This window comes from Streptomyces sp. NPDC127106 (assembly GCF_042677605.1).
In the GTDB taxonomy this organism is placed as follows: domain Bacteria; phylum Actinomycetota; class Actinomycetes; order Streptomycetales; family Streptomycetaceae; genus Streptomyces.
In genome coordinates, this window is record NZ_JBHXTC010000039.1 from 31,227 (window position 1) to 43,587 (window position 12,361).

Below are 12,361 nucleotides of genomic sequence, written 5' to 3' on the forward strand. Positions count from 1 at the left end.
GGGCCGGGCACCAGCAGGGTGTCCGGCCCGTTGTGGTGGGTGAAGGCCGCTCTGCCGGTAGCGTGGAGGCAGAGGACGTCAGGCGTGCCACGTGTGAGAAGGCGGTCGAGTCGATGTTGATGAACGGGTTCGATAACGGGGTGCTCCCGTTGCTCGGGTTCGCCATGCTGGCGCTCGCCGTCGTGGCCTTCGTCTTCGCCCTGCTGGCCCGCGAGGACGCGTACCGCGCCGCCGACAAGCAGACCAAGACGTTCTGGCTGGTCATCCTCGGCGTGACCGTGGTGGTGGACTTCTTCCTCGGCATGTTGTTCCTGCAGATCGCCGGCCTCGTGGCGACGATCGTCTTCCTCGTCGACGTCCGGCCCGCCCTCAAGCAGGTCTCGGGCGGCGGCCGGCGCAGGGGCGGCAGCAGCAGCGACGGCCCGTACGGGCCGTACAACGGCGGCCGCTAGCCCCGCCGGGCCGGCCCCGGCTGCCCCGCCGCCGTGCCGCCGTGCCCCGCCCTCAGGGCGTGCTGCGGGAGAGGAGGACCACGGCGACGTCGTCCGTGAGCTCGCCGCCGTTCAGGCGCCGGGCCTCGGTGACTGAGGCCTCCAGCAGGGCCTCGCCGCTCAGCCCGCGCTCCAGGTGCCGGTTGATCATTTCGACCATGCCGTCCTGCCCGAGCCGCTCCTTGCCGTCGCCGACGCGGCCCTCGATCAGGCCGTCGGTGTAGAGCATCAGGCTCCAGGTCCCGCCCAGCTCCACCTGGCGGCGGGGCCAGCGGGCCTTGGGCAGCAGGCCGAGCGCCGGCCCGCTGTTCTCGTACGGCAGCAGCCGTGCCGGGCGTCCCGGCCGGGACACCAGCGGCGCCGGATGGCCGGCCAGGCACAGGCCCGCCCGGCGGCCGTCCGGGGAGATGTCCACCGTGCACAGCGTCGCGAAGATCTCCTCGCAGGGCCGCTCCACCTCCAGTACCTCCTGGAGGGTGGCCAGCAGGTCGTCCCCGCACAGGCCGGCCAGGGTCAGGGCGCGCCAGGCGATGCGCAGCTCGACGCCGAGGGCGGCCTCGTCGGGGCCGTGGCCGCAGACGTCGCCGATCATCGCGTGGACGGTGCCGTCGGGGGTGCGGACGGTGTCGTAGAAGTCCCCGCCGAGCAGGGCGCGGCTGCGGCCGGGGCGGTAGCGGGCGGCGAAGCGGAGGTCGGAGCCCTCCAGGAGCGGGGTGGGGAGCAGGCCGCGTTCCAGCCGGGCGTTCTCCTGGGCCCGCAGTTTCGATTCTGCGAGCTTGTACTGGGCGATGTCCGCCCGCTTTCGCTCCACCGCGTAGCGGATGGCGCGGCTCAGCACCCGGCCGTCCAGCTCGTCGCGGAAGAGGAAGTCCTGCGCGCCCACGCGGACGGCCTCGGCGGCGCGCTCGGCGTCGGCCTCGGCGGTGAGGACGAGGACGGCGTGGCGGGGCGCGATGCGCAGGACCTGGCGGAGGGTGTCGAGCTGGTCGGCCGTGTCCGGGTCCGTGTCCGTGGCGGCGCCGCCCGCGGTGCGGGAGCCCGCGCCGCCGCGGGGGAGGGCCAGGTCCAGCAGGATGCAGTGCACGTCCGGGGTGAGCAGGCGGCTGGCCTCGGTGAGGTTGCGGGCGGTGCGCAGCCGGATGCGGTGCCGGTCTGCGTCGAGGATCTCGGGAACGGTGAGACCGCCCGCGGGGTCGTCCTCGATCACCAGCAGGGTCAGGGACGCCTGGGGCAGTACGGCCTGACCGCTCTCCGTGGTGGGGATCTCCCTCTGCCGCGGTACGGGTACGGGCATCGTCTCCGGTTCCTTCCCTCCCCCCGAGGGTGCGCTCGTCCGGGCCGACCCTAGCGGTCCGCGGCGGGCGAGCGGAATGGTGTTCCGCGCCAGGGACGGAGGCATATGCCATATCGCGGGGGATATTCCGCCTCGCCGAATGATGAACGTCACGACGAAGGACGTTCCCGTCCCGGTCCACCAGACGTCGGCGGGGCGCAGGAGGTTCCCTTTCCTCCCGCGCCGCCGGTCAGGCCTCGGGGCGGACCACCGCCTTGATCGGCATGGAGCCGGCGCCGGCGATCGTGATGTGCCGGCCGGGGCGCGGGGCGTGGACCATCGCGCCGTCGCCGACGTACATGCCGACGTGGCTCGCGTCGTCGAAGTAGATGATCAGGTCGCCGGGCCGCATGTCCTTGATCGCGACCTTCGGCAGGATCCTCAGCTGCTCCTGCGAGGTGCGCGGGATGCCCCTGCCCGCCGAGCGCCAGGCCTGGGAGGTCAGGCCGGAGCAGTCGAACGAGTCGGGCCCCACGGCGCCCCACCGGTACGGTTTGCCGATCTGCTGCGTGGCGAACTGCACGGCCTTCTTGCCCGCCTCGGTGGCCGAGCTGTTGATCTCCTTCAGCACGCCCGTCGACAGCCAGGCCGTCTGCGCCTTGTACTGCGCGTCCTGTTCCAGCTGGAGCAGCCGGGCCTTCTCCTCGGCCTCCAGCTTGTTCTCCAGCTCCTCCGCGGCCTTGATCTTCTCCTCGATCTGCTTCTTCGAGGCCTCCTTCTTGATGCGGTTGGCCTCGAGCTTCTCCCACTCCGTCTTCGCGTCCTTCGCGTACTGCTGCAGGTCGTTCTGGGTGCGGTTCATGTCGGAGAGCAGGTCCGTGGCGGCCTTCTCGCCGCGGCGGATCCGGTCCGTCCCGTCGAGGAACTGGACCGGGGTGTTGCTCAGCGCGAGCCGTGCCCCGGCGGGCAGACCACCCGAGCGGTACTGGGCGCGCGCGGCGGCGCCGGCGCGGTTCTTCAGCGCGGCGATCCGCTCCTGGCTGGCGACGACCTGCTTGGCGATCTCGACGATCCGGTCGGACTGCGCCTTAACCTCGCTCTCCGCGAGGTTGTAGGCGTCCGTCGCCGCGCCCGCCTGGCGATAGAGGTCCTCTATCTCCTTGCGCACCTGTTCCAGGGACTTGGCGCCCGGCTCCGGCGCCGGTGCCGCCTGGGCCACGCCGCCCAGAGCCGTCACCGCGAGCAGGGCCGTCGCGCACAGCAGCGTCAGGGCGTACGCGCCACCGCGCCGCCGCTTCGGCTCCACGGATCCCATGGTCCCCCCAGGTACCCCGAGTCCGACCCGATGCCGGACAACCCATCGGATCTGACTATCCATCAGTAACATTGGCTGCCCTCGGGATGGTGCCACGACTCGGCGGATTCCAACACCCTCCCGGGCGCAGCGCCGATCTTGTCCATCGGGGCAACGACCCCACCGGTCCCACGGACAGCCCCGACGGCTCAACGGGCCACCCCGGCAGCCGGTTCCCCGCCCGCCCCGGATTCACCCCGCCGGGCGCAGCGCCTCCCAGCGCACCGTCAGCTCCCCCTGGCGCCACCGCACCGGACCGTCCGTCAGCGGCCAGTCGGCCGCCAGCGCCCGCGCGGTCCGGATCCAGCGCTGCCGCGCCCCGTACGAGGCGTACGGCGCCGCCGCCGCCCAGGCCCGGTCGAAGTCGCGCAGGAACGCGTACACCGGCTCCCCCGGCACGTTGCGGTGGATCAGCGCCTTCGGTAGCCGTTCCGCCAGGTCGGACGGGCGCTCCAGGGAGCCCAGCCGGGTCGCGAACGTCACCGTGCGCGCCCCCTCGGGCCCCAACGCGACCCACACGTGCCGCCGGCCGATCTCGTCGCAGGTCCCCTCGACCAGCAGCCCGTCCGGGGCCAGGCGGGCACACAGCCGCTCCCAGACCGCAGCCACCTGCTCCTCGTCGTACTGGCGCAGCACGTTCGCCGCCCGGATCAGTGCCGGGCGCTCCCCGCCGTCCAGCGGCACCTCGAACCCGCCGTGCCGGAAGCCGAGTCCCTCCCGCTCGTACGGCTTCGCCGCCGCGACCCGCGCCGGCTCGATCTCGATGCCGACCACCCGCACCTGCGGCGCCGCCTCCCGCAGCCGCGCCAGCAGCTCGACCGCCGTCCACGGCGCGGCCCCGTAGCCCAGGTCCACCGCGACCGGAGCCGCCGCGCGGTGCAGCGCCGGCCCGTGTACGGCCGCGATCCAGCGGTCCATGCGGCGCAGCCGGTTCGGGTTCGTCGTCCCGCGGGTCACCGTGCCCACGGGGCGCGACCGGGCGCCGGAACCGCCGACCGAACCGCTGCCGGAACGGCCGGCTCCGGCGGGGCCGCCGGTACGGACGGGGGGCACGGAAGGACGCTGGGACATGGGCCGAGGGTAAGCGGAGGGCCGCCGCCGGAGGAAAAGCCGCCCGAGGGCGGAGGAAAATCCCCGGCACCCGGAATGCGGGGGGCAGCCGACCTGGTTGCACTCCTTGAGGGCGCCGGGTGCGCTCCCTCCGGCATGCCCGCCGACACCGCCGGGCAGCCGCCGCAACACCGCCGTGCCCCCGCGGCGCCGTCCGAGTCGTCCGAGCGAGATCGGTCCGAGCGAGAGGAACTGCTCCCTTGAGCCAGTACGTGTCCCGCATCGGCGGCAGCATCGGCGGCCGGATCGCCGCCGTCCGCAACACCCGCCACGACCCGCCCCGCCTGCGCCTGCCCTCCGTGGGCCACCACCGCAAGCCCCGCCGCGTGGCCATGCTCAGCGTGCACACCTCGCCGCTGCACCAGCCCGGCACCGGCGACGCCGGCGGCATGAACGTGTACATCGTCGAGCTGGCCAAGCGGCTCGCCGCGATCAACATAGAGGTCGAGGTCTTCACCCGGGCCACCGAAGGCGGCCTGCCGCCCGTGGTCGAGCTCGCCCCCGGCGTCCTCGTCCGGCACGTGGACGCGGGCCCCTACGAGGGCCTCGCCAAGGAGGAGCTCCCCGCCCAGCTGTGCGCCTTCACCCACGGCGTGATGCAGGCCTGGGCCGGCCACCGCCCCGGCTACTACGACCTCGTCCACTCCCACTACTGGCTCTCCGGGCACGTCGGCTGGCTCGCCGCCGAACGCTGGGGCGTCCCGCTCGTCCACGCCATGCACACCATGGCCAAGGTCAAGAACGCGGCCCTGGCCGCGGGCGACACGCCCGAGCCCGCCGCCCGCGTCATCGGCGAGACCCAGATCGTGGCCGCCGCCGACCGGCTCATCGCCAACACCGCCGAGGAGGCGGAGGAGCTCGTACGCCACTACGACGCCGACCCCGCCAAGGTGGCCGTCGTCCACCCCGGCGTGAACCTGGACCGCTTCACCGTCGCCGACGGCCGGGCCGCCGCCCGCGCCCGGCTGGGCCTGCCGCAGGACGCCGTCATCCCGCTGTTCGCCGGGCGGATCCAGCCGCTCAAGGCCCCCGACGTGCTGCTCCGCGCCGTCGCCGTGCTCGTCGAGCAGGACCCGGCGCTGCGCCGGCGCCTCTTCGTGCCCGTCGTCGGCGGCCCCAGCGGCAGCGGGCTCGCCAAGCCCGAGGGGCTCCAGAAGCTCGCCGCGCAGCTCGGCATCGCCGACCTGGTGCACTTCCACCCGCCGGTGGCCCAGGACCGGCTCGCCGACTGGTTCAGGGCGGCGTCCGTGCTCGTCATGCCCTCGTACAACGAGTCCTTCGGGCTCGTCGCGATCGAGGCGCAGGCCACCGGCACGCCGGTGCTGGCCGCCGAGGTCGGCGGACTGCCCGTCGCCGTCAACGACGGGGCCACCGGCATCCTCGTCCCCGGCCACGACCCCGTGGACTACGCCCGTGAGCTGCGGCGATTCGTCGACGAACCGCAGCTCACCGCCCGGATGGGCGCCGAGGCCGCCCGGCACGCGCAGTTCTTCGGCTGGGACACGGCCGCGAGCGGCACGGCCGACGTGTACACAGCGGCCATGCATGATCACCGCCGTCGCGTACGCTCCCACCATGGCTGACACCGCCGCGATCATCGAGAGCGCGCTGAACGGCGCGGAACTGAGCTGGGAAAGCCCCCAGCCGGGCACCTACGTCGTCCAGCTCCCCGGCACCCGCAAGCTGTCCACGACCTGCTCCCTCAAGGTGGGCCGGCACTCGCTGTCGGTCAACGCCTTCGTCATCCGCCACCCCGACGAGAACGAGGCAGGCGTCCACCGCTGGTTGCTGGAGCGCAACCTCAAGCTGTACGGGCTCGGCTACGCGGTGGACGGCCTCGGCGACATCTACCTGGTGGGCCGGCTCCCGCTGTCCGTGGTGACCCCGGAGGAGCTGGACCGGCTCCTGGGCACCGTCCTGGAGGCCGCCGACGGCGCCTTCAACACCCTGCTGGAGCTGGGCTTCGCCGGCGCCATCAAGCGGGAGTACGAGTGGCGGGTCTCCCGCGGCGAGCCGACCTTCAACCTGGACGCGTTCCGCCACCTGACCCAGCCCCAGGGCGGGTCCGGCGGACCGACCGGCTGACGCACCACGCCGAACGGGCCGCCGGGACGGCCGGGTCAGGCCGCCGGGGCCCGGTCCGTGGCGGAGTCCGGAGCCGCAGCCGCAGCCGGAGCCGCCTGGGCGGCCTCCTCCTCCGGGGCGGACGCCTCCCGCGGCAGCCCCCGCATCAACACCCAGTACCCGGCGGCGGCCACCGTGCCCAGCACGGCGGTCGAGGCCCACAGCCAGTCCGCCCCGTACGCGTCGATCACATGACCGGCCAGCAGCGGGGCCAGCACCGCCGCCACCGACCAGGACAGGGTGTACACGCCCTGGTAGCGGCCCCGGCCGTGCAGCGGGGAGAGCCGGACGACCAGGCTCATCTGGGTCGGCGAGTTGATGATCTCCGCGAGGGTCCACACGCACACCGTCAGCGCGTACACCGCGAGCGATCCGGCGAAGGCGGTCATCGCGAACCCGTATCCGGCCAGCAGGGCGGAGGCCACCAGCAGCTTCTGCGGGTCGCGGTGCTCGATGAACCGGGTGACCGGGATCTGCAGCGCCACGATCAGCACGCCGTTCGCGGCGATCGCCAGCCCGTAGTCGCCCGCCGAGAAGCCGGCCTGGGCCATGGCCACGGGCAGCCCGACCGAGGACTGCATGAACAGCATGGAGATGAGGAAGGACAGCGCCACCACGCTCATGAACCGCCCGTCGCGGAGCACCGCCCCGAGCCCGATCTCCTCCTCCGCGTCCTTCCCGGAGCCGCCGGCCTCCCGCTCCGGCCGGGACTCGGGAAGCTTGATCCAGACGAGCACCGCGCAGGCCAGCGTGAGCGCGGCCTCGACCAGGAAGCCCGCGAGGTAGCTGTGCTCGGCGATCAGGCCGGCGGCGACCGAGCTGACCGCGAAGCCCAGGTTGATGGCCCAGTAGTTCAGGGCGAAGGCCCGCACCCGGTCCTCCGGGCGGACGATGTCCGCCATCATCGCCTGCACCGCCGGCCGGGAGGCGTTGGAGGTGAAGCCGACCAGCATGGTGCCCGCGGCGATCGCCGCCGGGTGCTCCAGGAAGCCGAGCAGCGCCACCGCGAAGGCCGTGGATGCCTGGGCGGCGAACAGGGTGGGCCGGCGCCCCAGCCGGTCCGTCATCACCCCGGCGACCAGCGAGGAGACCACGCCGCCGAGCCCGTGCAGGGCGACCACCAGGGCGGCGAAGGAGGCCGAGTAGCCCCACTTCTGGGTCAGGTACAGGGTCATGAAGGTGGCGACGAAGGCCCCGAGCCGGTTGACCAGCGTGCTCGTCCACAGCCACCAGAAGGCCCGTGGCAGACCCGACACGCTTTCGTGCACGGCACGTCTCAGACTTCCCACGGACATACGGAATCCCCCCGGCGATGTAAGTGGCCCTGTGGCTTTACGCACCCTACGATCGCTGCCGCTCCGAGACCACTCGATTGACGCGGACTGTCAATCCGCCGCCCCGCGCACCGGCCCGGAGGGCCCGCGCGGCCGCCCCGGCGCGTCCATTAGGCTCGTACGCATGGCCGACGCACCGTACAAGCTGATCCTGCTCCGCCACGGCGAGAGCGAGTGGAACGCGAAGAACCTGTTCACCGGCTGGGTGGACGTCAACCTCAACGAGAAGGGCGAGAAGGAGGCGGTCCGCGGCGGTGAGCTGCTCAAGGACGCCGGCCTGCTCCCCGACGTGGTCCACACGTCCCTCCAGAAGCGCGCCATCCGCACGGCGCAGCTCGCGCTGGAGGCCGCCGACCGCCACTGGATCCCCGTCCACCGCTCCTGGCGGCTGAACGAGCGCCACTACGGTGCGCTCCAGGGCAAGGACAAGGCCCAGACCCTCGCCGAGTTCGGCGAGGAGCAGTTCATGCTGTGGCGCCGCTCGTACGACACCCCGCCGCCGGCCCTCGAGGACGGCACCGAGTTCTCCCAGTCGGACGACGCGCGCTACGCCTCCATCCCGCCGGAGCTGCGCCCGAAGACGGAGTGCCTGAAGGACGTCGTCCAGCGCATGCTGCCGTACTGGTACGACGGCATCGTCCCGGACCTCCTCGCCGGTCGCACCGTCCTGGTCGCCGCGCACGGCAACTCCCTGCGCGCCCTGGTCAAGCACCTCGACGGCATCTCCGACGCCGACATCGCGGGCCTGAACATCCCCACCGGCATCCCGCTCTCCTACGAGCTCGACGCCGACTTCAAGCCCCTCAACCCGGGCGGCACCTACCTCGACCCGGAGGCCGCCGCGGCCGCCATCGAGGCCGTCAAGAACCAGGGCAAGAAGAAGTAGTTTTTGTGATCATGCCTCCCACCTGCGCGTTCGGCGCGGATGGGAGGCATTTTCACGGCCTGGAAGTGGACGCCACCACCGGCCTCGTACGCTCGCACGGGAGCGCCCCGCGGCGCGTGGCTGCGGGGCGCCTCGGGGGTTAGTCGACCTGCTGCCCGTCGTGCGTACCGCCCTTGCAGTAGTTGCCCTCCTCGTTGATCGCGGGAGTTCCGCCGCCCTGCTTGCACTCAGAAGGGGTGACCACGGATGGGGCACCCTGTGCGGTAGCGGTGGCGGCGCCTGTGAGGCCGAGGCCGGCGAGGGCTACCGTCGTGATGACGGCGGCGAGGATTCGTCGAAGGCGCATGTGGTTCCCCTTTCACGGATTGCCTCGGTTGGGGCCACAGCCAGCCTGATCTTCACCCATGTGGGTGGCACGTCATGTTGCGCCATTCGGGTGAAGTGCTGTCGGGGCAACCGTGAAGGGCCCCGTCCGGTGGACGAGGCCCTTCGCCGTGTGTGGGCCGGGTGCGGTGGGTCAGCCGCCGCACTGGCAGGGGGCGCCGGACTGGCAGCCGCAGCCGCAGCCCGAGCCGCAGCCGCAGGCCGCGAGCAGGGGCAGGCGCAGCGGCTCCGGCTTCGGGAGCTGCTCCTGCTCCGGCGTGATGGGGACGGGGGAATCTGGCATGGTTCCTCCTCGGAGGCGGGGTACGTTCTGGCAGTCGTACGTGCCTTCGCCCTCATTCATGCCCAGCGGTACCGGCGCGTCAACGGCGCATTGGGGCTCGCGGCCCCGTCTCCCGGCCGCCTGCTCAGACGGGCTCGATCGGCGGCTGCAGCTCGTCCGCGTGCTCGCCCGTCACCAGGTACACCACGCGCTTGGCCACCGACACCGCGTGGTCGGCGAAACGCTCGTAGTAGCGGCCCAGCAGGGTCACGTCCACCGCGGTCTCGATGCCGTGCTTCCAGCGGTCGTCCATCAGGTGCTGGAACAGCGTGCGGTGCAGCTGGTCCATCTCGTCGTCGTCCGTCTCCAGCTGCATCGCCAGGTCGACGTCCTTGGTGATGATGACCTCGGCAGCCTTGGCCATCAGCCGCTGGGCGAGCTGCCCCATCTCCAGGATGGTCGCGTGCAGGTCCCGCGGCACCGCCGACGCCGGGAAGCGCAGCCGCGCCAGCTTCGCGACGTGCTGCGCCAGGTCGCCCGAGCGCTCCAGGTCGGCGCTCATGCGCAGCGAGGTCACCACGATCCGCAGGTCCGTCGCGACCGGCTGCTGGCGGGCCAGCAGGGCGATGGCGCGGGCCTCGAGGTCGTGCTGGAGGTCGTCGACCTTCTGGTCGGCGGCGATGACGCTCTCCGCGAGCTTCAGGTCGGCGTCGAGCATGGACGTCGTGGCCCGCCCGATCGCGGAACCGACCAGCCGGGCCATCTCGACCAGGCCCTCCCCGATCGAATCCAGTTCCTCGTGGTACGCGTCACGCATGGGTGTCCCTCTCTTGGCCTACTGCGCTGCTGCCCCTGGCACGGGCGGGTGGGTGCGGCCTCCTGCCCCACGCTGACACGTTCGGCCGCAAACGCGTCCGACTCCGGCATCCCAAGTGAATCAGCTCCGTCGTCACGGTGAACTCTGGGCGACGACTGTTCGAGGCGCCACCCGAACGGCTGTGGAAGTGCCTTTGCACCTGCTTAACCTGGATGCATGGACGTGAACGCGGCGGTCGCCGCAGCTGCAGCGATCGCCGGTGCGTGCACCGGTGCGGTCGCGACGCTGGCGTTCCGCTGGAGTGAGCGCGACCAGGCCCGCCCCACCAGGAGCTCCATGCGCCCGGACATCAACGCGGTGCTCCCTCCCGGAGTCGACACCGTCCTGTCCGTCCTCCGTTCTTCCGCCGTCGTCCTCGACGAGGGTGACGCGGTGGTCAAGGCCAGCTCGGCGGCGTACGCCCTCGGGCTCGTCCGCGGCGGCAAGCTGGCCGTGGAGCCCATGCTCCACATGGCCCGCGACACCCGCCGGGACGGAGAGATACGGCAGGTCGAGCTCGACCTGCCCCGGCGCGGCACCGGCCGCGGCGAGGCCCTCGCGGTCTCGGCGCGCGTCGCCCCGCTCGGCTCCCGGCTCGTGCTGCTGCTGGTCGAGGACCTCACCGAGGCACGCCGCATCGAGGCGGTACGGCGCGACTTCGTCGCGAACGTGTCGCACGAGCTGAAGACGCCGGTGGGCGCGATCTCGCTGCTGTCCGAAGCCGTCATGGACGCCGCGGACGACCCGGAGGCGGTCAGCCGCTTCGCCGGGCGGATGCAGATCGAGGCCACCCGGCTGATCAACCTCGTCCAGGAGCTCATCGACCTCTCGCGGGTGCAGAACGACGAACTGCTGGAGGACGCCGAGCCGGTCCGCGTGGACATGCTCGTGGCGGAGGCGATGGACCGCTGCCGTCACACGGCGTCCGCCAAGCAGATCACCATGGCCGCGGGCGGCACCTCCGACCTGTTCGTCTGGGGACACCGCGGCCAGCTCGCGGCGGCCCTGGGCAACCTGGTCGAGAACGCCGTCAACTACAGCCCGGCCCGCACCCGCGTCGGCATCGCCGCCCGCAAGGTGGCGGCACCCGGCGGGGACATGATCGAGATAGCCGTGACCGACCAGGGCATCGGGATCCCGGAGAAGGACCGCGAGCGGATCTTCGAGCGCTTCTACCGCGTGGACCCGGCCCGCTCCCGCGCCACGGGCGGGACCGGCCTCGGCCTCGCGATCGTGAAGCACGTCGCCGCCTCCCACGGCGGCGAGGTGTCCGTGTGGAGCTCGGAGGGCCAGGGCTCCACGTTCACGCTGCGGCTGCCCGAGGCCGCCGCTCCGTCGTCGAACCACGCCGCGTCCGCCGCCCCGGCCGCCCCCGCCCCCGGCCACCCGACCCCAGCCTGACCCAGAGAACCAGCCATCCCTGCCCCGGAGGTCCTTCCGTGACCCGAGTGCTCGTCGTCGAGGATGAGGAATCCTTCAGCGACGCCCTGTCCTACATGCTCCGCAAGGAGGGCTTCGAGGTCGCCATCGCCGCGACCGGGCCCGACGGGCTCGACGAGTTCGAGCGCAACGGCGCCGACCTCGTCCTCCTCGACCTGATGCTCCCGGGCCTGCCGGGCACGGAGGTCTGCCGGCAGCTGCGCGGCCGCTCCAACGTCCCCGTCATCATGGTGACCGCCAAGGACAGCGAGATCGACAAGGTCGTCGGGCTGGAGATAGGAGCTGACGACTACGTCACCAAGCCCTTCTCCTCGCGGGAGCTGGTCGCCCGCATCCGCGCGGTCCTGCGCCGCCGCGGAGAGCCGGAGGAGGTCGCTCCCGCCGCGCTGGAGGCCGGCCCGGTGCGCATGGACGTCGACCGGCACGTCGTCACCGTCGGCGGCGCCAAGGTGGACCTCCCGCTGAAGGAGTTCGACCTGCTGGAGATGCTGCTGCGCAACGCGGGCCGGGTCCTGACCCGCATGCAGCTGATCGACCGGGTGTGGGGCGCGGACTACGTCGGTGACACCAAGACCCTCGACGTGCACGTCAAGCGTCTGCGCGCCAAGATCGAGCCCGACCCGGGCGCCCCGCGCTACCTGGTCACCGTCCGCGGCCTCGGCTACAAGTTCGAGCCGTAGACCCGGGGCCCCGGGTAGCTCCGGGCCCCGGTGGCCCGGCCCGGACCTCGCCCACGGCACAACGGGAAGGGCCCCGTCCGCATGCAGCGGACCCGCTCCAGGCCCAGCACCTGCTTCCAGATGCTGGCGAGGGTCTCCTCGCGCTCGTTGCGGGGGGCGACGTGCGC

14 protein-coding genes are annotated in these 12,361 nt (G+C 72.5%); 6 read left to right on the forward strand and 8 right to left on the reverse strand.

Annotation, left to right across the window (positions count from 1 at the left end; all coding sequences use genetic code 11):
• Window positions 1–113: 113 nt before the first annotated feature.
• Complete coding sequence (locus tag ACFVGY_RS26985) at window positions 114–452, forward strand: DUF2516 family protein (RefSeq protein ID WP_179173453.1); 339 nt, start codon at window positions 114–116, stop codon at window positions 450–452.
• Window positions 453–504: 52 nt separating this feature from the next.
• Here the strand turns inward: ACFVGY_RS26985 and ACFVGY_RS26990 are convergent, their stop codons facing one another.
• The 3 genes from ACFVGY_RS26990 to ACFVGY_RS27000 all read right to left on the reverse strand — a co-directional run bounded on the left by ACFVGY_RS26990 (window position 505) and on the right by ACFVGY_RS27000 (window position 4,084).
• Window positions 505–1,785, reverse strand: coding sequence for a PP2C family protein-serine/threonine phosphatase (locus tag ACFVGY_RS26990; RefSeq protein ID WP_385681626.1), 1,281 nt, complete (start codon window positions 1,783–1,785; stop codon window positions 505–507).
• Window positions 1,786–2,014: 229 nt separating this feature from the next.
• The gene (locus ACFVGY_RS26995) at window positions 2,015–3,079 is read right to left on the reverse strand and encodes an NlpC/P60 family protein (protein WP_385681628.1); all 1,065 of its coding nucleotides are present in this window, start codon (window positions 3,077–3,079) and stop codon (window positions 2,015–2,017) included.
• Window positions 3,080–3,310: 231 nt separating this feature from the next.
• The gene (locus ACFVGY_RS27000) at window positions 3,311–4,084 is read right to left on the reverse strand and encodes a class I SAM-dependent methyltransferase (RefSeq protein WP_385681702.1); all 774 of its coding nucleotides are present in this window, start codon (window positions 4,082–4,084) and stop codon (window positions 3,311–3,313) included.
• Window positions 4,085–4,428: 344 nt separating this feature from the next.
• Here ACFVGY_RS27000 and mshA point away from each other — a divergent pair, with 344 nt between their 5' ends.
• Window positions 4,429–5,811, forward strand: coding sequence for a D-inositol-3-phosphate glycosyltransferase (mshA, locus tag ACFVGY_RS27005; protein WP_385681630.1), 1,383 nt, complete (start codon window positions 4,429–4,431; stop codon window positions 5,809–5,811).
• Window positions 5,804–6,313 (forward strand): YbjN domain-containing protein, encoded by a 510-nt coding sequence (locus ACFVGY_RS27010; protein WP_385681632.1) that lies wholly within the window; start codon window positions 5,804–5,806, stop codon window positions 6,311–6,313. Before mshA ends, ACFVGY_RS27010 begins: the two co-directional genes overlap by 8 nt.
• 35 nt (window positions 6,314–6,348) lie before the next feature.
• Here ACFVGY_RS27010 and ACFVGY_RS27015 read toward each other — a convergent pair whose 3' ends face one another.
• Window positions 6,349–7,647 carry an MDR family MFS transporter gene (locus tag ACFVGY_RS27015; RefSeq protein ID WP_385681634.1) on the reverse strand — a complete coding sequence of 433 codons (1,299 nt, stop codon included), beginning with the start codon at window positions 7,645–7,647 and terminating at the stop codon, window positions 6,349–6,351.
• Window positions 7,648–7,810: 163 nt separating this feature from the next.
• Between ACFVGY_RS27015 and ACFVGY_RS27020 the strand changes: the two genes are divergently transcribed.
• Window positions 7,811–8,572: a phosphoglyceromutase gene (locus ACFVGY_RS27020; RefSeq protein ID WP_385681636.1), complete on the forward strand. Its 762-nt coding sequence runs from the start codon at window positions 7,811–7,813 to the stop codon at window positions 8,570–8,572.
• Between the two features lie 139 nt (window positions 8,573–8,711).
• Here ACFVGY_RS27020 and ACFVGY_RS27025 read toward each other — a convergent pair whose 3' ends face one another.
• From ACFVGY_RS27025 to phoU, 3 genes are all read right to left on the reverse strand, one after another.
• Entirely contained in the window at window positions 8,712–8,918 is a 207-nt protein-coding gene (locus ACFVGY_RS27025) for a hypothetical protein (protein ID WP_385681638.1), read from the reverse strand.
• Between the two features lie 171 nt (window positions 8,919–9,089).
• A complete protein-coding gene (locus tag ACFVGY_RS27030) occupies window positions 9,090–9,239 on the reverse strand; it encodes a hypothetical protein (protein WP_385681640.1) in 150 nt (49 codons plus the stop codon).
• 124 nt (window positions 9,240–9,363) lie between these two features.
• Window positions 9,364–10,035, reverse strand: a complete 672-nt coding sequence (phoU, locus tag ACFVGY_RS27035) for a phosphate signaling complex protein PhoU (protein WP_385427592.1) — start codon at window positions 10,033–10,035, stop codon at window positions 9,364–9,366.
• Between the two features lie 216 nt (window positions 10,036–10,251).
• On the opposite strand from phoU, the gene ACFVGY_RS27040 reads away from it, so the two are divergent.
• Together ACFVGY_RS27040 and ACFVGY_RS27045 are read left to right on the forward strand one after the other, a co-directional pair.
• Window positions 10,252–11,475, forward strand: a complete 1,224-nt coding sequence (locus ACFVGY_RS27040) for a sensor histidine kinase (RefSeq protein ID WP_385681642.1) — start codon at window positions 10,252–10,254, stop codon at window positions 11,473–11,475.
• Between the two features lie 38 nt (window positions 11,476–11,513).
• On the forward strand, window positions 11,514–12,194 hold the full coding sequence (locus tag ACFVGY_RS27045) for a response regulator transcription factor (protein WP_099199155.1): 681 nt from the start codon (window positions 11,514–11,516) through the stop codon (window positions 12,192–12,194).
• On the opposite strand, the gene ACFVGY_RS27050 is transcribed toward ACFVGY_RS27045, so the two are convergent.
• On the reverse strand, window positions 12,176–12,361 hold a 186-nt coding region (locus tag ACFVGY_RS27050), incomplete at its 5' end, for a hypothetical protein (protein ID WP_385681644.1). The genes ACFVGY_RS27045 and ACFVGY_RS27050 overlap by 19 nt on opposite strands.

Bases quoted from the DNA above. Each gene is read 5' to 3' on its own strand.
- ACFVGY_RS26985 (WP_179173453.1), top strand. From the start codon at position 114: ATGTTGATGAACGGGTTCGATAACGGGGTGCTCCCGTTGCTCGGGTTC.
- ACFVGY_RS26990 (WP_385681626.1), bottom strand. From the start codon at position 1,785: ATGCCCGTACCCGTACCGCGGCAGAGGGAGATCCCCACCACGGAGAGC.
- ACFVGY_RS26995 (WP_385681628.1), bottom strand. From the start codon at position 3,079: ATGGGATCCGTGGAGCCGAAGCGGCGGCGCGGTGGCGCGTACGCCCTG.
- ACFVGY_RS27010 (WP_385681632.1), top strand. From the start codon at position 5,804: ATGGCTGACACCGCCGCGATCATCGAGAGCGCGCTGAACGGCGCGGAA.
- ACFVGY_RS27015 (WP_385681634.1), bottom strand. From the start codon at position 7,647: ATGTCCGTGGGAAGTCTGAGACGTGCCGTGCACGAAAGCGTGTCGGGT.
- ACFVGY_RS27020 (WP_385681636.1), top strand. From the start codon at position 7,811: ATGGCCGACGCACCGTACAAGCTGATCCTGCTCCGCCACGGCGAGAGC.
- ACFVGY_RS27025 (WP_385681638.1), bottom strand. From the start codon at position 8,918: ATGCGCCTTCGACGAATCCTCGCCGCCGTCATCACGACGGTAGCCCTC.
- ACFVGY_RS27030 (WP_385681640.1), bottom strand. From the start codon at position 9,239: ATGCCAGATTCCCCCGTCCCCATCACGCCGGAGCAGGAGCAGCTCCCG.
- phoU (WP_385427592.1), bottom strand. From the start codon at position 10,035: ATGCGTGACGCGTACCACGAGGAACTGGATTCGATCGGGGAGGGCCTG.
- ACFVGY_RS27040 (WP_385681642.1), top strand. From the start codon at position 10,252: ATGGACGTGAACGCGGCGGTCGCCGCAGCTGCAGCGATCGCCGGTGCG.